The organism is Methylobacterium sp. NMS14P, assembly GCF_028583545.1.
Classification (GTDB): Bacteria; Pseudomonadota; Alphaproteobacteria; order Rhizobiales; family Beijerinckiaceae; genus Methylobacterium.
On sequence record NZ_CP087106.1, the window covers coordinates 1,596,332 to 1,619,235 of the forward strand.

Consider the following 22,904-nt stretch of genomic DNA (forward strand, 5'->3'; position numbering starts at 1 on the left):
GGGCCATTCGGACAGGTGTACGATCGGCCCCGCCGCACGGTTTCCCCTCAATCCCCGACGCCGGCCGTGGCGGCCTTCGCGGCCGCCGCGGAACGGGAAGTGACGTCGAGGGCGCGCAGGAGCGCCGAGACGTGGATGCGGACCGTGAAGGGGGAGATCTCCAGCTCCCGGGCGATCTCCTTGTTGGTGCGCCCCTGGGCGACGAGGCGCAGCACGTCGCGCTGGCGCTGCGTCAGGGGCGGGAGCGGGCCGCGCGGCGCGGCGAGACCCGAGACGGGGCTGCGCCGGATCACGAATTCGCCGTCGCGGATCGCCGCGATCGCCTGCGCGATCTCCGCCGCGGGCAGCGCCTTGCCGATGAAGCCGTCGGCGCCCTCGGCCATGACGGTCCGGATCAGGCCCTCGTCCTCGATCATCGACACGACGATGATCGAGGCCCGCTCGAACTCGACGCGCAGGGCGCCGATGGAGCGGCGGGGATCGAGGCCCGGGAACAGGAGGTCCAGGAGGAACGCCCGCGGGGGCGCCCCGGCGCGGGCCATCGCCAGGACCTGCTCCATCGTGGCGGCCTCCCGGACGAGGGCCTGCGGGTAGAGCCGTTCCGCGACGCGCCGCATGCCCTCGCGGAACAGCGGATGATCGTCGGCAACGATGAGGGTCTCTGGCGCGGAGCCGTTCATGCCACTCCCGATCGCAGCATCGGACTCCATCCCCACGACGTCGCGGCGCAGAGCCATGCCGAGGAAAATCCAGGCCCTGTCAAGCCTGCGACGATAGGTCATATACACTAGTAGACCGGTTTTTTCCGCCTGCCTAGAAGTCGGCCCGTCATGGTGACAGGCATCGGCCCGCGAATTTCTTCGACTCTTTCCAAAAGTAGCGAGGCTGCTTGTCATGTCGTGCGCGCCGACGCGACGCACGAATTACGTCGTTCCATGTTCGGGGGCCCGCTGGATGTCGGAAGTCGAACATCAGAATGCTGAGCGGCAGGCTCAGGATAGGCTTTCCGAGCCCCGCGCGGCCCCGAGCCCCGCGGCCTCCGCCAGGCCGGGCGTGTCGCCGAGCCTCATCGCGATCGTGGGCGGCCTGGTGGCGGCGGGCGCCGTCGCGGGCGTGCTGCTCTCGGGCGGCGGCGAGACCGCCGGGACGGCCGCGCGGCCGGCCCTGACGCTGGTCAAGGCGGGCGAGATCGACAAGGCCGCCGAGACCCTGCCCTCCGACGAGAAGGACAAGATCGTCGCGGAGGCCAAGGCCTGCCGGGCGCCGCTGGGCCAGATGCGCCTGTCGAAGATGGCGGCCGACGCCGGCGGCGTGGTGCGCATCCGGGCCGGGAACTACCTGTCCCCGGCCTTCAACGTCGCCGACGGGCCGATCAACATCGCGGTCCCGTTCCCGGCCCCCTACGAGGCCGGCAAGGGCGAGATCACCGTCGAGGGCGCCGCCAAGGACGTGTTCGTCGAGCTGACGCCGGGCCTGAAGATCGACACGACCGGCGGCGTCCAGCGAATCCCCGTGATCTGGAATACCAGCAAGCCCTGCGGAGGCTGACGGATGTCGAAATCCGCCATCCTCCCCTTCGTCGTCTCCGGGCTGGTGGTCGCGGTCCTCACCCCGCTCCTGCTGAGCACCGATTACGGCCCGGTCGCCTGGTGGAACGCCGCCGGGCCGGAGCTGCGCTGGAAGGCGGCGATCGGGATCGCCGTCGCCCTGCTGGCGGCGCTGGGCCTCGCCGCGACCGCGACGGCCGCGCGGAAGGCGGAGGCCGGCCTCGGGCAGCCGGCCGGCGGCCTGCTGGCCCTGCCGCGCCTGATCGTGGCGCCGCGCCGGGTCGTGGAGGCCCGGTCCCCCGAGGCCGTGATCGCGAATCTCGAGGCCATGGTCGGGCTCGCGCCGGTCAAGCGCGAGGTCAACGCCCTGATCGCGCGGCTGGAGCTGGAGCAGCGGCGGCGCGCCGAGGGCCTGCCGGTGGCGGCGATCAGCCAGCACATGGTGTTCACCGGGCCGCCCGGCGTCGGCAAGACCGAGGTGGCGCGGGCGATCGGCGAGATCTACCGGTCCCTCGAAGTGCTGCGCCGCGGGCATCTCGTGGAGGTCGACCGCGCGGCCCTGGTGGCGGGCTATGTCGGCCAGACCGCGGCCAGGACCCTCGAGAAGTGCCACGAGGCCCTCGACGGCATCCTGTTCATCGACGAGGCCTACACCCTGGCCGCCGGCGGCGGGGGCGGCGGCGACTTCGGCAAGGAGGCGATCGACACCCTCCTCAAGTTCATGGAGGACAACCGCGACCGGATCATCGTGATCGTCGCCGGCTACACCAACGACATGCGCCGGTTCATCGACACGAATCCCGGCCTCGCCGGCCGCTTCACCAAGATCATCGAGTTCCCGCCCTACAGCCCGAAGGATCTCTGCGAGATCCTGAGGCGCATGGCGGCCCGGCAGCAATTCGCGCTCCCCGAGGGTTTCGAGGCGGCGCTGATCCCCTGGCTCGCGCAGCGGTCCCGCGCCGACGACTGGTCGAACGCCCGCGAGATGCGCACCCTCCTGGAGAAGGCCCGCGAGGCCCAGGCCGCCCGGGTCGCCCTGCAGGGCGGCGACCTGCGCCGCCTGGAGATCGTCGATCTGCTCCGCGCCACCGGCGAGGACGCCTGAGGGCGGCCCGAGGGGCCACGCGCGCCCAGCACCCAGGCCATCATAACCAGGGCCATCACCAGGGCCAGCACCAAGGTTTGCCACGTCCATGGAACGCCTCGACAAGCATCCGGTCGCGCTCTTCGGGGTCATCGTGCTGGGTGCCACCGGCCTGCTGCTCGCCCTGCGGCCGGACGTGCTCGGGTCGCTCGCCGCGACGCCGTCGGCGCTGCTGCGCAACGGCCTGATCCTCGGCGGCCTCGTCGGGGGCCTGCTGGCGGCGAGCTACATCCCGGCGCGGATCGAGGCGACGCGGCGCGCCCTGGACCGGGCCCGGGCGAGCCGCAAGATCCGCCCGATCCGCTTCGTGGACGACGGTGCGGGCGCGGAGAAGAAGGACCTCCTGGCCACCGCGCTCGCGACCCTCGACGGCATGGTCGGGCTCGAGCCCGTGAAGCTGGAGGTGAAGGGCGTCATCGCCCGGATGCAGGTGGAGCAGCAGCGCCGCGCCCAGAACCTGCCGGTGGCGGCCATGAGCCAGCACATGGTGTTCACCGGACCGCCCGGCGTCGGCAAGACCGAGGTGGCCCGGGTCCTCGGCAGCGTCTTCAAGGCGCTCAAGGTGCTGCGCAAGGGCCACCTCGTGGAGGTAGACCGGGCCGGGCTGGTGGCAGGCTACGCCGGCCAGACCGCGATCAAGACCCTGGACCGCTGCAGGGAGGCCCTCGACGGCATCCTGTTCATCGACGAGGCCTACGCGCTGGCGCCCGGCGGGGGGAGCGGCGGCGACTTCGGCAAGGAGGCGATCGACACCCTCCTCAAGTTCATGGAGGACAACCGCGACCGGATCATCGTGATCGTCGCCGGCTACACCAACGACATGCGCCGGTTCATCGACGCGAATCCCGGCCTCGCCAGCCGCTTCACCAAGACCGTCGAGTTCCCGCCCTACAGCCCGCCGGAACTCGCCGAGATCCTGAAGCGCATGGCCGCGGGCCAGGGCTTCGTCATGCCGGAGGGGTTCGAGAAGGACCTCGCGGCCTATGTCGGGGCCCGGTCGAAGGCCGAGGACTGGGCCAACGCCCGCGAGATGCGCACGGTCCTGGAGAAGGCCCGCCAGGCGCAGGCGCTGCGCCTCTCCGCCAGCCCCGGCGGCGACATCAACCGGCTCGAGCCCGCCGACATCGCGGCGGCCCTCGGCCGCCAGGCCGGCGGCGCGGTCGACATGGACGCGGCCCGGAAGGTCATGGCCCGCCTCGACGCGATGATCGGGCTCGCGCCGGTCAAGGAGCAGGTGAAGACCGTGGCGGCGCGGGTGCTGGTCGATGCGCGGCGCCGCGCCGAGGGCATCGAGGTCGGCGCGGTGAGCCAGCACATGGTGTTCACCGGCCCCCCCGGCGTCGGCAAGACCGAGGTGGCGCGCATCATGGGCGACATCTTCCGGGCGCTCGGCGTCCTGCGGAAGGGGCACGTGGTCGAGGTCGACCGGGCCGGGCTGGTGGCGGGCTACGTCGGCCAGACCGCGGCCAAGACCCTGGAGCGCTGCCGCGAGGCCCTCGACGGCATCCTGTTCATCGACGAGGCCTACACCCTGGCCGAGGGCGGCGGGGGCGGCAGCGATTTCGGCAAGGAGGCGATCGACACCCTCCTGAAGTTCATGGAGGACAACCGCGACCGGATCATCGTGATCGTCGCCGGCTACACCGGCGACATGGCCCGGTTCATCGATACGAATCCCGGCCTCGCCGGCCGCTTCACCAAGACCGTCGCGTTCCCGGCCTACGACCCTTACGACCTCGTCGAGATCCTGCGCCTGATGGCGGCGCGGCAATCCTTCCGGCTGCCGCCGCGCTTCGAGACCCTGCTGATCCCGTGGGTCGAGCAGCGCGCGCAGCGGCACGACTGGGCCAATGCCCGCGAGATGCGCACCCTCATGGAGCGCCTGCGCGAGGCCCAGGCGATGCGCCTCGCCAGCGATCCCCTGGGCGATTACGGCCAGTTCGAGCTCGTGGATGTCGAGCGGGCGCTCGGCGGCGGGGCCCCGCGCCCCGCCGCCCTGTCGTGATGGCCCGGGAGCCGTCGCGGCCATGAGCATCGCCCGCGAGGACTGGCTGCGCGCGCACGCGGCCCTCTGGTACGACGATCGCCGCTACCGCCTGGCCTGGCTCGCCCTGCCGCAGGCCGTGACCTGCGCGGTGGCGGGCCTGTGCATGGCGCTGGCCGCGCAGGGCGTCTGGGGTCAGCCGGCCACCGCCTCGAAGGCGCGGCTCGCCGAGCTGAGCGCCCTGCGCGACCGGGCCGGCAAGGACGGCGACCGCAAGGCGTTCGACGCGCTGACCGCCGCGGCCACCAGGGGGCAGATCGACGCCGCGACCAAGCTCGGGACGCTCTACGACCCCCTGACCGCCGCCTACTTCCCGAACAAGCCCGCGCCGAACGATTTCGCCCGGGCGGCCGCCCTCTACGGACCGGGCGCCGCGATCGGCGATCTCCTGGCGGTCGCGCGCCTCGCGGACGTGCTGCTCGACCCGGCCAACCCCAACCGCGACCTCCGGCGCGGCTGCCGCCTCGCCCAGACCTGGATCGACGCCCCCGAGACGCTCGAGCGCACGATCACCGGCGAGGAGCGGCTGACCGTCAAGCTCGCCACCTGCTACGTCGAGCCCGAGAGCGGCCTGCCGCAGGACCCGGTGCGGGCCGGGGGGCTGGTGACCGCGGTGCTGTGGCGCCGCCACCGGCCGACGATGGACGCCTTCATCAACAATCTCGGGCAGCAGAACCCCGCCCTGGTGTCGGGCATCCAGCGGCACCTGGCCGAGCAGCGCCGGTACATCGGCCCGGTGGACGGGCGGCCCAATCCCGGGATCATCACGGCCCTCCAGGTGGAGGCGGGGATCACCAACACGGTCGCGACCCCGCGGCCCGAGCCGCGGCGGATGGCGCCCAAGGGTCCGGATCCGGAGGTGCTGGCCCTCCAGGCCGCCGCCCGGACCGGCGACCGGCGGAAGATGGCCGACCTGAAGAGCCGCGCCGAGGCCGGGGACGCGGACGCGCTCACCGCCTACGCGCGCCTGTTCAACCCGGTGATGAACAAGGGCGACGTCTTCGCGCCGGACGCGCAGGTCGCCGTAGCCGCCTACGAGCGCGCCGCGGCCGCCGGCAACGGCATGGCGGCCGGCGAGGCGGCGGTGCTGTACGATTCCGGCTACGGCAACGTCGCCAAGGATCCCCGGAAGGCCGCCGCGCTCGCCCTGCGGGGCGTCGACCTCAAGGACGACCAAGTCACCTTCTGGCTGCTGTACCCGGAGTCGAGCAGCTGGAGCGACGGGTTCTGGGGCGCGATCCAGGCCGCGCTGACCGCCCGCGGCTTCTACACGCTCCCGGTCGAGAACAAGCGCAATTCCGCGGTCATCACGGCCCTGCGCGCCTACATGAAAGCCAAGTCATGAGCGGCGTCACGATCGGGACCGACCGGCTCCGGGCGCACGCGACGCTCTGGTACGCGGACGCGCGCTACCGCCTCGCCTGGCTGGTCCTGCCCCAGGCCGCGGTCGCGCTCCTGGCCGGCCTCGCCCTCGCGCTGCTGAAGCCCGCGGGCGAGTGGGGCAAGCCCGCCGACAGCAAGGAGAACGAGAAGCTCTATCTCGACCTGCTCGACAAGGCCGGCAAGGACGGCGACCGGGCCGCCTTCGAGAAGCTGCGGACGGCCGCCGAGGCCGGCGACGTCAGCGCCCGGTCGTTCATGGGCGCCCTCTACAATCCCGAATGGGCCGCGGTCTACGCCAGGAACCCGGTCAAGCCCGACGCCGCCAAGGCCCTGACCTACTACCAGAAGCCCGCCGACCTCGGCTTCCCCGGAGCCCAGCGCGGCATGACCGAGCTCCTGCTCGACCCGGCCCGCGGCCAGCACGATCTCGAGCGGGGCTGCCGCTACGGGCTGGCCTTCCGGGCGAACCCGGTCGCGGCCCGGAACAACTACCTCGATTCCTGGTCGACGCTCTACTGGATCGCCGGCTGCTACACCGATGCCGGGAGCGGCGTCCCGCGGGATCCGCAGAAGGCCGCCGACCTCTACATGGACACGGTGGCGGCCAAGCTGCCGCGGGCGGTCACCACCTTCACGGACGAGCTCGGCCGGCAGCCCCCCGACCTCGTGGCGGCGATCCAGCGCGACCTCGCCAAGCGCGGCTTCTACACGGGGCCGGCCGATGGGACGGCGACGCCGCAGACGCGCGCGGCCGTGCTGGCCCTGGCCGGCCGGGGTGCCGGCCCGCAGGGCAGTGCCGGGGCCGGTAATCCGGGGGCGGGCAACCCCGGAGCCGGCAACCCCGGAGCCGCAAAGCCCGCCGGCCCGCCGCCTCCGGCACCGCCCGCGGCGACGCCGAGCGTCGAGGACCTCATCGCGCTGTCCAAGAGCGCGGCCTCCAGTGCCGCCGACGCGGCGAAGCTCCGGGGCTTGGCGGAGAGCGGCGTCCCGGTGGCGCAGTACCTCTACGCCGCGATGCACCTGTCCCCGGCCAACAAGGAGCAGCGGGTCACCGCGCCGGACGGCCCCCTGGCGAGCCGCTATCTCGAGCGCCTCGCGGTCGAGCGCTCCTTCGCCCCCGCGGCGACCTCGGCGGCCTTCCTGTACGACCTCGGCGGCGCCGGCCTGCAGCGGGACCCCGCGAAGGCGGCCGACATGACGGTCCGCGCCCTCGAGCTCAAGTCCACCGAGATCCTGCAGAATCTCGAGCAGGACCAGTGGGGCGCCGGCTTCTGGGCCGCCCTCCAGCAGCGCCTCGCCGACCGGAATCTCTACCAGGGCCGCGTCGTCGACCAGCGCAACGACCGGACCATCCAGGCGGCGCGCCGCCTCCTCGGCAATCCATAGGAGACGGCCATGGGCCCCCGCCGCAAGGATCCCGCGCGGTTCCCGGTCCCCCGGGCCGGGAACCGCCGCGCCGCCGCGCTGCTGGCGAGCCTGCTCGCCGGCCTGCTCGTGCCCGCCGCCGCGCAGGCGCAGATCAAGGTCCGCAAGGCCGACTGCTTCTTCGCGGCCGACGGCAGGACCGTCATCGACGGGGTCTGCGAGTTCCTGACCGACGCGCGCAGCTACGGGGTGGGCGGGTTCCGCCTCGCCACCTACACCAACGGCTACCTGCGCGACGGCGTGGTCGTGTCGGTGACGGCGCCCGGCCAGGGCACGGCGACCTGGAACCGGGAGCCCGGCGGCAAGCCCGAGGACGGCCCCGCCGACGGCGTCACCGCGGAGGGCGCCTGCTGGACCGGGTCCCGGAGCCGGATCTGCGCCTGGAAGGTCGGCGAGGGCCGCCCCGGATTCGGCGGCGCCCCCGCGGCGGCGCCCGAGGCCGGCGCCCCGCGGGCCGCCGACTGCTACCTCGAGGTCGCGGGCGATGTCCGCCTCGACGGGGCCTGCCAGTTCCGGTCGGAGACCGGGCAGACCGGCGCCCGCGGCTTCGAGATCCGCTCCTATTCCGCGGGCAAGCTCGACGTCGTCGCGCAGCTCGTCCGCGACCCACAGAACCCGCTGAAGGCCACGGCCTTCTGGAACGGGTCGTCCGGGGGCCTGCGCGCCGCCGAGGCCCTCGGCGCCCTGTCGCCGAGCGGCCCCTGCTGGGACAATGACGGCGCCCGTCTCTGCGTCTGGCAGCCCGGCCAGCCCCGCGGCGGCTGGGACCGGCGGGACGGCGGGACCGCGCCGGCCCGCGACCGGCCGGCCGAGGCCCGGGCTCCGGCCCCGCCCGAGACGCCGCCGTCACCTCCGTCGCCGCCACCCGCGCCGCGCGACAGCGCGGAGGGGCGCGATCCGCCGCCGGGCACGTTCCTGAAGCTGTCCTTCAAGGGCCGCTGCGAGTCCCTGATGATGGACGGGGAGGACCTCACCGCGACCTGCGCCCCGGAGGCGGTGAACACCTCCGTCGTCGGCAGCCCGAAGGCCGGGTTCATCTTCGGCACCACCGACGGCAAGGCCATGGCGTTCACGGCCTCGGCCAAGGGCTTCGTCGAGGGCGGCACCCTGCACCAGCCCGTCGACGCGCTGATGTACGCCGAGCGCGACCAGTCCACCTTCAAGGTCAAGGGCACCTGCGAGATGCCCAACCCGATGGGCGGCCCGGTGGTCATCACCTGCAATGCCCAGTCGGCGAACAGCACCTACGCGGTCCGGTTCCGCACCGACGGCGGCAAGCCGGTCCTGACCCGCGGCGACGCGAAGTGAGGGTCCCGCCGCGGACCGGAACCGCCCGGCCCGCGAACTCGAGGAGGATGCCATGGCACGACGCGTTGCGACCACGGGAGCGGCCGGCGACGCGCGGCCGGCGCGGGCCGGCGGCACCGGGATCCTCGTCGGGGTCCTCGTCGGGGTCCTGGGACTCTGCCTCGCGGGCCCGGCGCTCGCGGGATCCACGAGCGTGACCGCGCGGCCCGGGCAGCGGGTCCGCCTCGACGGCTACGCCACCCACGAGACCCGGCCGGGCTGCCCGTCGGTTCCGGCGGCCGCGATCGAGCTGGTCACGCCCCCGCGCGGCGGCCGCATCGAGCAGCGGCGCGAGTTCCTGGTCCTCGGCCAGAACATCGACGGCACCCCGTCGCGGGACGGCTGCCAGGACGTCGAGCGGGACGCGCGGACGCTCTACTACACGGCCCGGCCCGATTTCGCCGGCCACGACACGGTGTCGGTGATCGTCACCTTCGTCACCGGCGAGGACGCCACCTACACCTACAGGATCACGGTGCCCAAGGGCGAGGGCCGGCGGGCGCCGGCGATGTCCCAGGCGCCCGCTCCCCGCGACGCGGGCCTCGCGCGGCCGGCCCCGACGGCGCGGGCCGCTCCGGCCGAGCGGGCGGCTCCGGCTCCGGCGCCCCAGGAGGCCAGCACCGGCGACTTCCTGCGCGACGCGGTCCGGGACGCGGTCCCGGCCACCCGGCCGGCGCCGGCCGCGCCGCCTCCGAAGGCCGCTGAGGCCGCGGCGCCCGCGTCCGGCACGCCCGCACCGCCCGCACCGCCGCCGCAGCAGTTGGCACCGCCGCGCCCGCCCGCCGCGCCGCAGCTCTGACGCGCCGCGGACGGCCGGATCGGCCGCCCGTGCCCCCATCGCCAAGCCGAGGACGAGTCCCGTGCATCAGCGCCTCCCGAACGCCCCCCGCTTCGCAGCGACCCGACCGCGGCGGCGCGCCGGCGCCCGCGCCCTCGGATCGGCGCTCTGCCTGCCGCTCTGCCTGCCGCTCTGTCTGTCGCTCGGCCTCGCCCTGCCGGCCCGCGCGGAGGTGGAGAGCAAGACCGCGCGCCCCGGCCAGCGGATCTTCCTCCAGGGCTTCACCTACTACTTCGCCACGCAGGGCTGCCGCTCGCGCGCGGCCACGATCGAGCTCGTCAGGCCGCCGCGCGGCGGGCGCGTCGAGCAGCGGCGGGAGTTCCGGATCCTCAGCGCCAAGGTCGACGAGACCGGGGCGCAGATCCGGCAGCCGGACGGCTGCGAGGACGCCAAGAAGGACTCGATGTCGCTCTACTACACGGCGCGGCCCGACTTCTCCGGTCTCGACACCCTGTCGATCGACGTCACCTTCGGGGACGGGTCGACGGTGCCGTACACGTTCCGGATCACCGTGCCGCCGGGCGAGCCCCGCCGGGCCCCGGCGGTGTCGGAGGTCCCCATCCCGCGCGCGGGCGACGCCGGGCAGGCCGCGCCGGCGGCGCGGGCGATCCCGGCCCCGGCCTCCCGGGAGGCCGGCACCAGCACCGGCGACTTCCTGCGCGACACGGTCCGCGGCTCGGTCGCGGAACCTCCGAAGTCGGAGGCGGCCGCGTCAGGCGCGGCGCCGCAGACCGAGCCCGCGGCGCCGCGCGCGATGGCGCCGCCGCCGCGCGCCCGGCCACCGGCCGCGCCGCAGCTCTGAGACCCCGCGGCGCCGGCCGGCGCAGGCCGGCCTCCCACACCCGCACGGATCGACGCCTGACCGGGACCCGGCCGCGCAGGTCCGGCAGGTCACCAGCAGAACGAAGTGAGAGGCGCCCCATGGGATCGATGCGGAACGCGTTCGTCTACACGGCCATCCTGTCGACGATCACGCTCCCGGCGGCCGCGGCGGAGACATGCCGCGACCATTACCGGAGCGAGGGGACGCCGATGCTCCAGGCCATCACCTACAAGACGTGGATGGTCTTCCCCTCGGTCAGCCCCAAGGCCGCGTTCGACCGGGTGACGCGGGCGGTCCTGGCCGAGGGGTTCGTGGGCGTGCACGCGGAGAAGGCGCTCGGGACCCTGACGGCCCAGCAGGAGACGTCCGGTTCGGGGCGACCGCAGACGCTGCGGGTCGTGGTGCGCAAGGCCGGGACGGGCAGCCGGGTCGACGCCCTGTTCATGGTGCAGGCCGGGCAGGTCGGTCAGGACGTCGACCAGAACCTGTGCCGCGTCGTCGATGCCGCGGCGCAGTAGGGCCCGGTCGGTGACCGGCTCCAGGCACGCGGTCCAGAAGCGAGGTTCGGATGCGCAGTTCGGTACGAGGTTCAGTGCGGGGTTCAGTGCGGGGCCGGCCATGACGCGTCTCCTGGCGACCGCCCTCGCCGCATCCCTCCTGGCGCCGGCATCGGCCCGCGCGATCGACTGCCGCAAGGCGGTCAGCCCGCTCGAGCGCCTGATCTGCGCCGACGCGGCGCTCCGGAAGGCCGACGCCGCCCTGGGTTCGGCCTATGCCGGCCTCCTGCACGGCGCGGACGACCCCGAGATCCACGCGATGCTGATCGCCAGCCAGAAGCGCTGGGTGGCGGCCCGGGACACGCGGCTCGGCGAGCTGGACGCGGCCGACGCGCGCGCCGTCGTGCTGGGGGCGATCCGGGCACGGACCAAGGACCTGTCCGGTCGCTCGAGGAGCGATCCGGCCCGGCCGCACTGGATCGCGGCGGCGCTGCGGCAGCGGGCCTTCGCGGCGCGGTTCACCGGCGGCCCCTTCGCGGGGTTCGACACGGCGTGCGACTTCCTGCCCGTCGGGCAGGACCGGGTCTACGGCTGCTTCGGCAGCCGGCGCTACCAGAACGGCGACCGGGTCTGCACGCTGTCCGACGACTGGGCGAGCGGCCACACCACCGAGACGCGCACGGTCGCGCGGGTCGTCGACGGCGCCGCGCGAACGGTCGCGACCTGCACGATCGGCGGGGGCGACGACGCGGAGTGCCCCGGTCCCGACAACCCCGCCGGCCGCTGGGCGCGGCCCGCCGCCCCGGCCGCCGCCGGCGCGACGGCGGCACCCGCCGGCCCTCGGGCCACCCTCGACGTCGAGCTGGCCTCGGACGCCGATGCCGAGACCTGGCTCTCGACCTGCCTGACCGACCCCGCCTATCCGCCGCCCGACCCGATTCCGGCGGCCCGGACGGACCCGGGGTCGAGCCCGCCCGCGCCCGCGGGCGCCCCGAGCGGCCGGTGACGATGGGACCGCACGCCCCCACGCCCGAGCCGGCCGCCGCTCCTTTCCCCAGGCCGTCCCGCAGGCGCGGCGGCCGAGTCGCCGCGCTGACGCTCGGCCTGACGCTCGCCGGACCGGCCGCCGCGCAGGACGGGGCGCCGCCGCCGCGGGTCGCCTCCGCCGTGAGGGGCCTGCGCTTCGTGCCCCTCGCCGAGCTGCCGCGGGCCCCGGGCGGGGCGGGCCGCCGGGCCGGCTGCCCGGGCGAGGTCGTGCCGGCGCAGTCCGAAGCGGCGCGGGCCGTGGCCGCCCGGGACTGGTTCCTCCTCGGCGAAGCGGCGCTAGGCCGCTACCGGGCCGTCGGCTTCGCCAGCGACCTGCAGCAGGGGCCGAGCGGCACCTGCTTCGTCGCGGACGGCAATGTCGGCCTCTTCGACGGGGCGCGCCTCGTCGCCCTCGTGTACGGCGCCGGCCGGACCGGCGCGGTCGGCCGCATCGCGGCGCGCGCCGGCGGCGTGCGCCTCTGGGACGGCGACCTGCCGCCGTCTCCGGTGGGCGACCTGACGGTGCGCGCGGACGGGGTCCTGTCGCTGGAGCCGCCGGCCAAGGTCGAGTCCGTCTGCGGCGGCCGCGGATCGATCCCCGCCATCCGCGGCCGGCCGATCGACGAGGCCCGGACGGCGCTGATCGCCGCGGGCTGGACGCCGGTGAAGGGCGCGCCGAGCGGCGACGCGCGGGAGCGGGATCTCGCCCGGCGCGGCGTGACCGAGGTCGACGGCTGTTCCGGGACCGGCCTGGCCTATTGCAGCTTCCGGTACGCCGGGGCCGCCGGCACGCTCTCGGTGACGACGACGGGCGACGGCGATCTGCCCGAGGTCCACGAGTACGGAGTCACGTGCCGATGAGACGGACCCTGCGGGCGCTGACGCTGATCGCCGCGACGGGGCCGGCCGCGACCGCCGCGGTCGCGGCGCCCGCACCGCCCTGCGCGGCCGACGCCGGGCGGCAGGCCCTCAAGCTGCTGCGCTTCCACAGCGACGGCGACGCGCGGGCCACGGTCGATCCCGCGTCCGTCCGGTCCGTCGGCACCGTCGCGTCCCTGGTCGGGACGCGGCGCTTCCAGGTGATCGAGGTGGAGGGCAGCATCTACAAGGGCGCGTATCGGATCCGGCTGATCTACGCGCCGATGCCCGGGAGCTGCGTGCTGATGGGGCAGGAGATCCTCGAGCGCTCCGATCCCTACTGAGCACCGCCCGCCGTCCGGCGAACGGGCCGCGCCGCGGGCCTCGTCCTCAGCGCGCGCCGAGGCAGCCGGTCCCGGGCGCCGGCAGGACCAGCCAGGCGCCGCCCGCGTAGAGGCGCCGGACCGCGCCCGGCGCGGCGGGCCGGATCACCAGGTACGCGCGGCCGGCCGAGACCAGGGCCCCGTCGTCGGCGGCCGCCAGGGCGGCGGGGTTGCCGAGGGCCACCACGGTCTCCGGCTGGACCGCGAGGGCGGTCAGCGCGGTCACGCCCAGCCACCCGGCGAGCGCCGCCGCGGCGGCGCCGACCGGCAGGCCGCGCCGCGGGCGCCGATCAGTAGTCGTAGGCATGCTCGAACCGGCCCCCCGCGGCCTCCACGGCGCGGATCTGCGCGACGAGCTGCTCCACCGCGGTGTCGTAGCCGACGCGCTGCCAGCCCGGCTCCGACTGGATCGGCATCGCGAACAGCGGCTCGGCCCCCGCGAGGGTGACCGTCCGGCCCGGCGGCAGGAGGACGGTGGTGAGGATCCGGCGGTTGCCGGCGATCTCCAGCACGGTCCGGCCGCGATCGCAGAGGCCCCGGACGATCTCCGTGAAGGCCCGGTAGCGCGGCGTCTCCATCAGGGCGGCCGGTCCGCCGTCGCCGGCCGGGACGGGGCCGAGGAGGGCGATGCGCGGGTCGGCGGCCGCGTCGGAGGCGTCGAGCCCCGCCACGACGCTGCGGATCGTCAGGCCGGCCGGGTCCATCCCGGCGAGCCACGCGATCCCCCGCGCGTAGGCCCACTTCACCCCGTACTGCAGCGTGAGCGCGCCGCGCCGCTCGACCGCCCGCAGGGACGGCGTGAACGCGACCTCGTGCCAGAGCCGGGACAGCTCCGCGTCGAACGGGTAGCGGTACCAGGGGGTCTGGCGCAGGAACGCGGCGTAGTCCGCGAGCAGCCGGGCGTTGAAGCGATCCTCGTCCGTGGGCTCGGGCCCCCGCCACCGCGCGGTCAGCGCCCCGAGGGTGCGCTCGTAGGCGCCCTGGATCAGCATCTCGGCCGTGAAGCTGAGGCCGATGACGTAGTTGGTGACCCTCTGGCCCGCGGTGACGTCGCCGGTGCGCCCGGCCGCCCGGGTCGCCCCGCACAGGCTCGTCCAGAAGCCCGTCGTCGCCGCCCAGTAGTCGAAGGCCGATTCCGAGGCGGATCGCGTCACCCCGGCGAGGTCCGCGTAGGCGTGGACGATGTCCCATTCGGGGAAGGTCAGGTAGCTGTCGCCGGCCGCGCGCTTGTAGCCCTCGGGGGCGATCCCGAAGCGCGAGCCGCCCCCCGCCCGCCCCTGCAGGGCGGGATCGGGCGCGACCGCGCAGCCCCCCTCGATCGCCGCGACCGGCAGGGCGCAGGCGAGCGCGACGAGGGCGAGGCCGGCGGCCGCCCAGCGGGCGGGCCGCCAGCGGCGGCGGGCGGGACGGGAGCTCACGCCGCGACCGTCGCGGCGCCGCGCCGCGGCCACCAGCCGAGCACGACGCCGGCGAGACCGAGGCTCAGGTGCGGGCCGTTCGAGAGGAGCGGGCTGTCCTGGAAGCCCTTCAGGAACAGCGACAGGTCGAGGAAGCTCGACCCGGTGAGCGCGCCGACGACGCCGTCGAGGAGGTAGATCGCCCCGAAGGCGCGCAGGAAGGTCACGGCGGCCGACCGCGACCACAGGGCGGCGGCGAGCGCCCACAGGCCGGAGGCGAGGTGGAGCGCGTCCTTGTAGACGTCGAGCCGGAACAGGCCGAAGACGCGGCCCTCCGCGTCCCGGAAGGCCGGGACGTAGTCAGTGGCGGCGGCGAACAGCAGGATGGCCGCGAAGGCGAGGGCGGCCGCCCGGGGAAGCGAGAATGTCATGGCGGCTCCTTGCGCGCTCAGGCCAGGTAGGTCGACCACAGGGCGTTCCGGAACAGCAGCCCCGGATCGTACCGGCGCTTGGCCGCCACGAAGGCGTCCAGCCGCGGATAGGCCCGGGCCATCTGGTCGCGCCGGGCGTGCAGGCGGTAGGGCAGGTAATACGCCCCGCCGATCGCCACGACGCGCTCGATCAGGGCCTCGGTCATGCGCATCATCGCGGCCTCGTCGCCGGGGGTGAGCCCCTGCGAGAACGACATCACCGCGCCGATGCGCGGGGCGGGCGCGTAGGCCAGCGTCGAGTCCGGGTCCGCCGCCACGTAGCGCAGGGTGACGTTGAGGCAGTCGCAGCCCGAGCTCGGGATGGTGTCGCGGCAGGCGGCGAGGAACGCGTCGAAGCGCTCGGGCGGGACGAAGTACTCGTGCAGGATGTCGGTGCGGCCGCGGTCGCGCGAGGCGAGGTTGGCCACCGGCTCGTTCATCAGGCTGTTGCGGGTGGCGAGGCCGGGATCCAGGGCCGGGTTGAGCCGGGTCTCGGCGATCCAGCGGGCGCGCTTGCCGAACTCGCTGCCGACCTGGGCGCGGTAGATCTCCCGCGAGACCGCCGAGAACGCCCCCTGCGCGGCCGCCGCGGGCAGGACCTGCGGCGGGTGCCCGGCCTCCGCGTAGGTGACGAGGATCGCCTCGTCGAAGAACCCGGCCTGCGCCACCGAGAGGCGGCCGTAGGCCATGCGCAGCCGCGCGTCGCGCGCCACCGCCGCCACGAGGGCCGGCGCGAAGGCGGCGGCCGGCATCACCGCGAAGGTCGGCGTCAGGAGGCGGTTCGGCACCATCTCGACCACGAGGTCGACCACGACGCCGAACAGGCCGTAGCCGCCCATCGCCAGCCCGAACAGCTCGGCGTTCTCGGTGCGGGAGCAGGTCACGAGGCTGCCGTCGGCCAGGACGAGGCGGAGGGCGCGGACCGTGGAGCCGAACGGGCCGTACGGCGCGGGCCAGCCGTGGGCGTTGACGCTGAAGGTCGAGCCGACCCCGAAATCGCTGTTCGACTGCATCACCGCGGGCGAGAACCCGATCCGGTCGAGCTGCCGGATGACCTGCGACCAGCGCGCGCCGGCACCGACGCGGTAGAGGCCGGCGGCTTTGTCGGGCTCGATCGGGCCGCCCTCCAGGGTCACGGCGGTCCCGTCGCGGGCGAGGCTCTGGCCGCCCATGGAATGGCGGGCGACGCCGACGGCGACCGGCCGCCCGCCGGCGGCGGCGTCCCTGATCTCGGCGCGCACGGCCTCGATCAGGGCCTCGGTCGAGCCTGTCGGGAGGACGGCGTGGCGCGTCACCGGGGTCGGGTTGAGGCCGCTCGCGTCGTTCAGGATGGTCCGCGGCGCGGCCCGGGCCGCCCGCGGCAGCAGCGCGGCGGCCGCCACGGCGCCGCCGCCCGCGAGGATCCTGCGCCTGCTCGGTCCTGTCCCGGCCATGCCCGCCCTCGATGCCCGCCCTCGATTCGCGCCGATGGGGCGGCCGGATCGCCCGCCGGCCAACCCTGCGACGGGTTCGGATCCGGCGGCGTGAGATCGCGCACGGTGCGCCGCCCGCCGGTGCGACGCGGGGCAATCAGCAGCATGGGCAGGGCGCGGTCAACAGCCCGACGGCGGACCGTTCCGGCCGTCGGCAGGTCTCCGGGACGGAGGCGACCCGGACGGCGCTCGAACCGGTCTGGACGATGTGCTTGAAAACCCTGGCGCGCCCTACGGGAATCGAACCCGTGTTTTCGCCGTGAAAGGGCCGCCACGAGACAAAGCGGACAGAAGTGAACTCCCCACTTCCCTCTGCACGCTCGCTTTTTTCGTCTCCTGCTATCATAGTTGGTCTCACCGTCTGTGTGAGACGCTCTGTGAGACCGATCAATGGCAAAGCCTAGCAGCTTCGATAGCGTCGCTAAGCGGGTCCGACTTCCGTCGGCCAAGAATCCACGCTGGCAGGGTGTTTCGGGAGGCCGAGGTGGCGTCAGCCTGGGCTACCGCAAGCCAGCGCGAGGACCGGGTACCTGGATCGTCAAGCTGGTGATCGATGGGAACCGCGTCGAGCAACGCCTCGCCCAAGCTGACGATCCTGGCTCGGATCCGGATGCCCTCTCGTACCCAGCTGCCGTTACGGCAGCCATCGACTGGGCGCGCGCTCAGGTACGTCGTCTCGACGGAGAAGGGGAGGGGGACGATGCCGAGGTCCCGAGCGTGCGCACGGCTGTCCAGGCCTATGTCGCTGCTCGCTCAGAGCGTGCCCCCACAGCGGGGAAGGACGCCGAGAAGCGCCTCGGAAAGCACGTCCTCTCCGATCAAGCCTTCGCCGAGACGCAGTTGGCGAAGCTCAACGCGAGCACCATCCGGACTTGGCGACAGCGTCTATCGAGCGAGTTGCAACCCACGACCGTCAACCGGCTGCTGAACGACCTGCGCGCTGCGCTCAACGCAGCCGCAGAACACCATCGTCGCGTGCTTCCAGCTACGCTTGCCGCCGAGATCCGTGCCGGCACGAAGGCGAACTCAGCAGGGTCGAGCGCGCGCAAGCAGGTCCTGCCTGATGCCGAGATCCGCCGCCTTGTCGACGCGGCCTTCGTCGTCGACGAGACCGGTGATTTCGGGCGGCTCGTGCTGGTCATGGCAGCCACAGGAGCTCGCCATTCTCAGGTCGCCAGGACCACCGTGGACGACGTGCAGGCCGCGCGTGGCAGGATCATGGTGCCGCCCTCGAACAAAGGGCGCGCCGGCAAGCGCCCGACGCCGATCGCCGTGCCGGTCGGAGCTGACGTGATCGAGCGGCTCCAGGTCGCCCTCGCCGGCCGTCGAGGGCACGAGCCACTCTTGCTGCACTGGCGGCATCGACAGGTCGGGCCCGTTACCTGGGAGCGGGTTGATAGGGGGCCTTGGGCCACGGCCTCGGCAGCGCTGCGCCTATGGGACAGAGCCCGGACCCGCGCAGAGGCGCCTCCTGGGACAGTCATGCTGTGCCTGCGCCATAGCTCGATCGTACGGGCGCTGAGTGCCGGCGTGCCGGTGAGGCTCGTCGCGGCGCTCCACGACACCAGCGTGCAGATGATCGAGGACCACTACTCCGCCTACATCGTCGAGGCGACGGAGGAGATCGCCCGTCGAGCCGTCACCCCCCTGGCGCCGAGCGCAGTCGCCACGCTGCAGCCTGTCGACGGAGCCGCAGCGTGACGGAGCGGCAGCGCGCCAAGAAGAAGTGGACGAAGGCCGGCAAGCTCCGCGGTCGGCCGCCCGGAAGCCGATCCTACGATCCGGAAACGAGCCGCTCTGGCGATCCCATAGTTCGAAAACCCGAGAGACGTGGGCGCCCGCCTGTGGCGCTGAAGCCAATGATCTTGCGCTTCATTCAGATGGAGGTCGGCTTCAACAAAGCCGGCTTCGCGAAGCAACTAGCGGCAGAGGGGACAGGGAACGGGATCAAGGAGGAGACTGTAAAGCGGCGGCTGCGGCGAGACCGAAGCGAGGCACGCAAGCGGAAAGACCGTCGAAAAGATAGCAGATGGACTTTCGACTGATTATGCTTATCGCACAGCCAGATAGGGAATCATTTTAGCCCCGCCGTGACGCCCCTACGAAGCCGTGTCTCTTTGTCTTCAGACAGATCAGACAAAGGCGGGCTGTAGCATGTCACGTCCAACCTCTAAGCATCGCGAGCGTCCCGACGCCATCCCGTGGCAGAAGCGCCCTCATCTACGGATGGACGTGGCGGCCGAGGTGACCGGGCTTTCGCGGAGCACGATCTACCGCCTCGCTTCTGATGGCCGGCTCACGCTCCGGCGTCTCGCCGGTCGGGTCGTCGTCGAGACCTCGGGTGTGCTCACGCTGGTCGAAAACGCTGAGCCTTGGCGGCCTGGGACTCGTGGCGCTGCAGCTCGGGCGAAGCGATCCGAGGCAGCTCGCGCCGCGCTGCGCTGAGGAGACTGCTATGAGCGCCTCCCAGGGCAACACAATGTTTGCGTGGTTTCTGACCGCCGATGAAACAGGTCTCAACAATGTAGAGCTGGCGGTCGAACCGGATGTCGACGCGGGCAATCGGAAATTCTTTGATCCGAACCCAGAGTGCCTGATACAACTCCGACCGATGCTCAAAACTGACGTAGCGCCACACGGCGCTGGCAGGAGAAGTAACGCGCTCCTCTACGCGCATGACGGACATGGCGTCTCGTTCGTCTGTTACGTTCGGATGCCCGCACAGTATCGAAAAAACAACCGCGCTTGCATCAGTCGCGCGCTCGATCAGGTCAGGCGCTTCGCGCCGAACCACGCCAGCCAGCTCGACGCCATCGCCTCTCGGACCCAATGGCCGACGCGTGGAGCCTGGTCATGGGAGCGCCAGCCAAACCACCGCGATGCGCTCCTCTATGATCCACCTTGAGATCGTCACCTCCCTGCTGAGCACGAGCCGGCAACTCCCGCACCAGGGGGCCGCTTCGACTTTCCTATCCTGAATGTGGGCGTCGGATGACACCGCCACCCGCAGGAGAATCGTCATGGACGCGAACGGTCATGAGCCCGTGCGGGTCGGATCGCAGCTTGTCGATCCCGAGGCGTTGACCGCTGCGAGTGCCGGGCCGGCTGCGGCGTTGCTCCCGGCCTGGAATACGGATCAGGCCGCTTCCTTTCTAATCGACCTTGTCTGTTCGGGGCAGCTCTCGGTCGCGGCCATCCATCCCATCACGGGAGCCTGCCACGGGGCTACCTTCGCGGTACCAGACGAGCGGGATGAGCTCGTCGCATGGATCGAGTCACATCAGGGCAAAGCCAATCTGCATTTCCTCTTAAACGCGCCACTCCACCCGGAGAGACAAACTGGCAAGTCAGGTCGCGTGAAGCGCCAAGATCTGTCGGCATTGCGGGGCATCGTCATAGATCAGGATCCGCAGCGGGACGTCGAGGCGGAGCCCGGCGGGTTCGAGCGCGAGCGTCAAAGACTGTTGGGCGAGGCAAAGCGGCATATCGAGGATCCGAATGGGCCGAGTGCCGTCATCGACAGCGGCGGCGGAATACAGATGGTCTTCCTGTTTCCCAAAGCCCTGTCTGCCACATCCGAGAACATCGCAGCCGTCGAGGCGCAGGCACGTGCCCTCGCTCAGCACTACGGCGGCGACGCCACAAGCGACGCCGCACACCTCTTCCGCATACCCTGGACGATCAACCTGCCGAACGCGAGTAAGCGGAAGCGCGGCCGTCAACCGGCCCTCGCGAGCGGGAAGGTGCTCAAGCCTTGGCGCTTCCACACGCTCGACGATCTCGCGAAGGTAGCACCGCCGGTCGCCGACGAGTCGGCAATCACGGAGACGACCGAGTTCGATCTCGGCGCCGCCTGGGAAGCGCGCGGCGATCCGGAGAGGCTCGACCCGGAACTGGCTGCGCGCCTGAAGGAGGCTCGCCGCGAGCGTCCGCGGCTGGACAAGCTTTTGAGCCGGGAGCCGGCCCCGCAGGGCGGCCGCTCGGATCGAGATTACGCGATCGCCGCCACGCTGATTGAGGCCGGCTTCACCGATCCATCGGAGGTCGCCGCTCTTGTCGCGGCGCACTCGCCAGACAAGTTCGAGGCGGAGGCGGATGCCCATCACGACGAGCGGGCGGAATACTACCTGCGCAGGACGGTTGCGACCGCGCTGGCCAGGGTCAAACCGAGCGCCCGGCCGAGCGATTTCTTCAAGCCAATAGAGGAGGACGCCGGAGCGACCGCCAAGGAAACTACCGAGGATCACGGCGGCCCGGTGGACATCTTCGGGGACGACGATCCAGCGGATCTGTCGGCACCGCCCGCTGGAAGCCTGCCAAGCGTGGTGGAAGGAATCGCGAGCACCATCGCGACCCAGATGGGCGTTCCTGAGAGCTTCGTTGCGACCGCGGCCGTGGCGGCTCTCGCTGGCACGATTGGCAACGCGCTCAAGCTCCAGGTGAACGCGCACAGCTCCGACTTCAGCGTGCCGGCCACATTATCCGTGGTGATTGTGGCTCGGCCCGGTCGGAAAAAGTCGCCCACGATCGCTGCGGTACTGCGACCGGTGAAACAGATTGATCGCGAGCTGTATCGCCAGAGCTGCCAGGAGCAGGCCGCTCGCGAAGCCATGGTGCGGGCGGCGAAGAGCAAGCGTGAGGCAGCCGGAGGACTCCCACCTGCACCGCCCATGCGGCGGCTCTGGGTCGATGATGCGACCCTGGAGAAGCAGGTTCGCATCCATGCAGACAATCCGTGCGGGATCATTCGCGCGCCCGACGAGCTGTTCGCGTTTCTCGGCAGCTTCGGAGCCTATAAGCGCAACGGCGACGGCGATCGAAGCACCATGCTTCGCCTGATCGATGGCGGCGACATCAGCGTCGATCGCATGACGGGCTCCACACGGGCCGACAGTGCCCTGATGGGCCTCATCGCCTCGACGCAGCCAGACAAAATCCGTCAGCACGCGCAAAACCTCGGCACTGACGGCTTCCTACAGCGCCTGATCTTCGTGACAGATGACGGTGCGGAGCGGACGCCGCTCGATGTGCCCGCAGACGGTGCTGCGGTCGCCGAGTACGAGCGAGCGGTGCGTGGGATGTTCGCGCTCCGCGCGGCGGCCGGGCGTACAGTGCAGCTCTCGCCGGAGGCCCGCACGATCCTAACCGGAACATGGGCGCGGGTACGGGCGCTGGGTCGCCTGCCGGGTGCTTCAGCGGCGTGGGAAGGGCACATATCCAAATGGGAGGGGCTGATCTACCGGATCGCCCTGACGTTCCACGCGCTCGACACCTGGGATCTAACGGGAGGCGTGTCGACAGAGTCGGGACACGAGGTGACCGGTGAGACCGCGCAACGCGCATCTCGCTTCGTCGCGTTCCTCGTCCGCCACGCTCTGCGCTTCTACACCGAGTTCTGCGAGCCGGCGGAAGAGATGGTCGAGGCGCGCGAGGTGGCCGGATATCTGCTCACGCGACCAGACATCTTGTCCGTAACGGCAAGAGACATTGAGAAGGCGAGGCGGCCGCTCAGCGGCAAACGGCACCTTACGCGCTCCGCGATGCGCGCGCTCGCGGACGCTGGATGGGTAGCGGTCGCTGAGATGGGCGCGGACGGGCCGACGAAGTGGACTATCGATCCGAGAATCCATGTGCGGTTCGCCGAACGAGCCGACCGTGAGAAGGCGCGGCGCACCCAAGCGCACACCCAAATGCTAGCGGCATTGTCGGCGAAACGGGAGCTTCGCGATGTCTGAGGCCCAAGAGGCGCCGACAATGCCGCTCGCGTGCGCGATAGGTATGTCTCTTTCCTCTCTCTTCTACCTTTATATTCCACAGACCCCTTCATTCCCGAACTTCTTCGCGCGCACGCGAGCGGCATCGCCGGCGCTGGATGAGATAGCCCATCGGGGCTGTGGAGGTCGGAACGACATACCGCATGGAGGAACGCCGTGAGCCGCCGCCGTCCCCCCGCGAGCACGCGCCCTGAATCACAAGGCTCAGGCCGCACCGTTCGGCCGGACTTCCCGTCCATTGGGGCTCGGGCGCTGCGGCGCTTCCATGCCGAGCGCGAAACTTTCCCAATGTGTGGTGCCATGGCCCGATCAACCGGCGAGCCGTGCCGACAGACGCCCGCTAAAGGGCGCACCCGCTGCCGCTTTCACGGGGGAGCCACCCCACGCGGCGATGGGCCGGCTGGCTGGCACACGCCGGGATTTCCGGACGGCCTTCCGACCGGCAAGCCGCGTAGCGACGCACACAAAGCTCGCAA

The 22,904-nt window shown here is 72.3% G+C and carries 20 protein-coding genes; 15 read left to right on the forward strand and 5 right to left on the reverse strand.

Annotation, left to right across the window (positions count from 1 at the left end; genetic code table 11):
• Positions 1–47: 47 nt before the first annotated feature.
• Positions 48–680, reverse strand: a complete 633-nt coding sequence (locus tag LOK46_RS07535; RefSeq protein WP_273563203.1) for a LuxR C-terminal-related transcriptional regulator — start codon at positions 678–680, stop codon at positions 48–50.
• Positions 681–1,053: 373 nt separating this feature from the next.
• On the opposite strand from LOK46_RS07535, the gene LOK46_RS07540 reads away from it, so the two are divergent.
• The 12 genes from LOK46_RS07540 (at position 1,054) to LOK46_RS07595 (ending at position 13,276) form a co-directional block, all read left to right on the forward strand.
• A complete protein-coding gene (locus LOK46_RS07540; RefSeq protein ID WP_273563204.1) occupies positions 1,054–1,548 on the forward strand; it encodes a hypothetical protein in 495 nt (164 codons plus the stop codon).
• Positions 1,549–1,551: 3 nt separating this feature from the next.
• A complete protein-coding gene (locus LOK46_RS07545; protein ID WP_273563205.1) occupies positions 1,552–2,652 on the forward strand; it encodes an AAA family ATPase in 1,101 nt (366 codons plus the stop codon).
• A gap of 88 nt (positions 2,653–2,740) precedes the next feature.
• A complete protein-coding gene (locus tag LOK46_RS07550) occupies positions 2,741–4,696 on the forward strand; it encodes an AAA family ATPase (RefSeq protein ID WP_273563206.1) in 1,956 nt (651 codons plus the stop codon).
• A 22-nt stretch (positions 4,697–4,718) separates the two neighbouring features.
• The gene (locus LOK46_RS07555) at positions 4,719–6,080 is read left to right on the forward strand and encodes a hypothetical protein (RefSeq protein ID WP_273563207.1); all 1,362 of its coding nucleotides are present in this window, start codon (positions 4,719–4,721) and stop codon (positions 6,078–6,080) included.
• Positions 6,077–7,504, forward strand: coding sequence for a peptidoglycan-binding protein (locus tag LOK46_RS07560; protein WP_273563208.1), 1,428 nt, complete (start codon positions 6,077–6,079; stop codon positions 7,502–7,504). Before LOK46_RS07555 ends, LOK46_RS07560 begins: the two co-directional genes overlap by 4 nt.
• Positions 7,505–7,513: 9 nt before the next feature.
• Positions 7,514–8,851, forward strand: coding sequence for a hypothetical protein (locus tag LOK46_RS07565; RefSeq protein WP_273563209.1), 1,338 nt, complete (start codon positions 7,514–7,516; stop codon positions 8,849–8,851).
• Between the two features lie 52 nt (positions 8,852–8,903).
• Positions 8,904–9,689 (forward strand): hypothetical protein, encoded by a 786-nt coding sequence (locus tag LOK46_RS07570; protein ID WP_273563210.1) that lies wholly within the window; start codon positions 8,904–8,906, stop codon positions 9,687–9,689.
• 61 nt (positions 9,690–9,750) lie between these two features.
• Positions 9,751–10,530 carry a hypothetical protein gene (locus tag LOK46_RS07575; protein WP_273563211.1) on the forward strand — a complete coding sequence of 260 codons (780 nt, stop codon included), beginning with the start codon at positions 9,751–9,753 and terminating at the stop codon, positions 10,528–10,530.
• Positions 10,531–10,649: 119 nt separating this feature from the next.
• Complete coding sequence (locus LOK46_RS07580) at positions 10,650–11,069, forward strand: hypothetical protein (protein WP_273563212.1); 420 nt, start codon at positions 10,650–10,652, stop codon at positions 11,067–11,069.
• A gap of 100 nt (positions 11,070–11,169) precedes the next feature.
• A complete protein-coding gene (locus tag LOK46_RS07585; RefSeq protein WP_273563213.1) occupies positions 11,170–12,054 on the forward strand; it encodes a lysozyme inhibitor LprI family protein in 885 nt (294 codons plus the stop codon).
• A gap of 2 nt (positions 12,055–12,056) precedes the next feature.
• A complete protein-coding gene (locus tag LOK46_RS07590; RefSeq protein ID WP_273564557.1) occupies positions 12,057–12,935 on the forward strand; it encodes a hypothetical protein in 879 nt (292 codons plus the stop codon).
• Positions 12,932–13,276 (forward strand): hypothetical protein, encoded by a 345-nt coding sequence (locus LOK46_RS07595; protein ID WP_273563214.1) that lies wholly within the window; start codon positions 12,932–12,934, stop codon positions 13,274–13,276. Before LOK46_RS07590 ends, LOK46_RS07595 begins: the two co-directional genes overlap by 4 nt.
• A 46-nt stretch (positions 13,277–13,322) precedes the next feature.
• Here the strand turns inward: LOK46_RS07595 and LOK46_RS07600 are convergent, their stop codons facing one another.
• From LOK46_RS07600 to LOK46_RS07615, 4 genes are read right to left on the reverse strand one after another with little or no spacing between them, the layout of a single operon-like run.
• Positions 13,323–13,622 (reverse strand): hypothetical protein, encoded by a 300-nt coding sequence (locus tag LOK46_RS07600; protein WP_273563215.1) that lies wholly within the window; start codon positions 13,620–13,622, stop codon positions 13,323–13,325.
• Entirely contained in the window at positions 13,606–14,733 is a 1,128-nt protein-coding gene (locus LOK46_RS07605; protein WP_273563216.1) for a hypothetical protein, read from the reverse strand. Before LOK46_RS07605 ends, LOK46_RS07600 begins: the two co-directional genes overlap by 17 nt.
• Positions 14,730–15,143, reverse strand: coding sequence for a DUF4383 domain-containing protein (locus tag LOK46_RS07610; protein WP_273563217.1), 414 nt, complete (start codon positions 15,141–15,143; stop codon positions 14,730–14,732). Before LOK46_RS07610 ends, LOK46_RS07605 begins: the two co-directional genes overlap by 4 nt.
• Positions 15,144–15,160: 17 nt before the next feature.
• A complete protein-coding gene (locus LOK46_RS07615) occupies positions 15,161–16,615 on the reverse strand; it encodes an FAD-binding oxidoreductase (RefSeq protein ID WP_273563218.1) in 1,455 nt (484 codons plus the stop codon).
• 585 nt (positions 16,616–17,200) lie between these two features.
• On the opposite strand from LOK46_RS07615, the gene LOK46_RS07620 reads away from it, so the two are divergent.
• The 3 genes from LOK46_RS07620 to LOK46_RS07630 all read left to right on the forward strand — a co-directional run bounded on the left by LOK46_RS07620 (position 17,201) and on the right by LOK46_RS07630 (position 22,389).
• Positions 17,201–18,355, forward strand: coding sequence for a tyrosine-type recombinase/integrase (locus tag LOK46_RS07620; RefSeq protein WP_273563219.1), 1,155 nt, complete (start codon positions 17,201–17,203; stop codon positions 18,353–18,355).
• Positions 18,356–19,109: 754 nt separating this feature from the next.
• Positions 19,110–19,559, forward strand: a complete 450-nt coding sequence (locus tag LOK46_RS07625) for a hypothetical protein (RefSeq protein WP_273563220.1) — start codon at positions 19,110–19,112, stop codon at positions 19,557–19,559.
• A 115-nt stretch (positions 19,560–19,674) separates the two neighbouring features.
• Entirely contained in the window at positions 19,675–22,389 is a 2,715-nt protein-coding gene (locus LOK46_RS07630) for a DUF3987 domain-containing protein (protein ID WP_273563221.1), read from the forward strand.
• Positions 22,390–22,904: the final 515 nt, after the last annotated feature.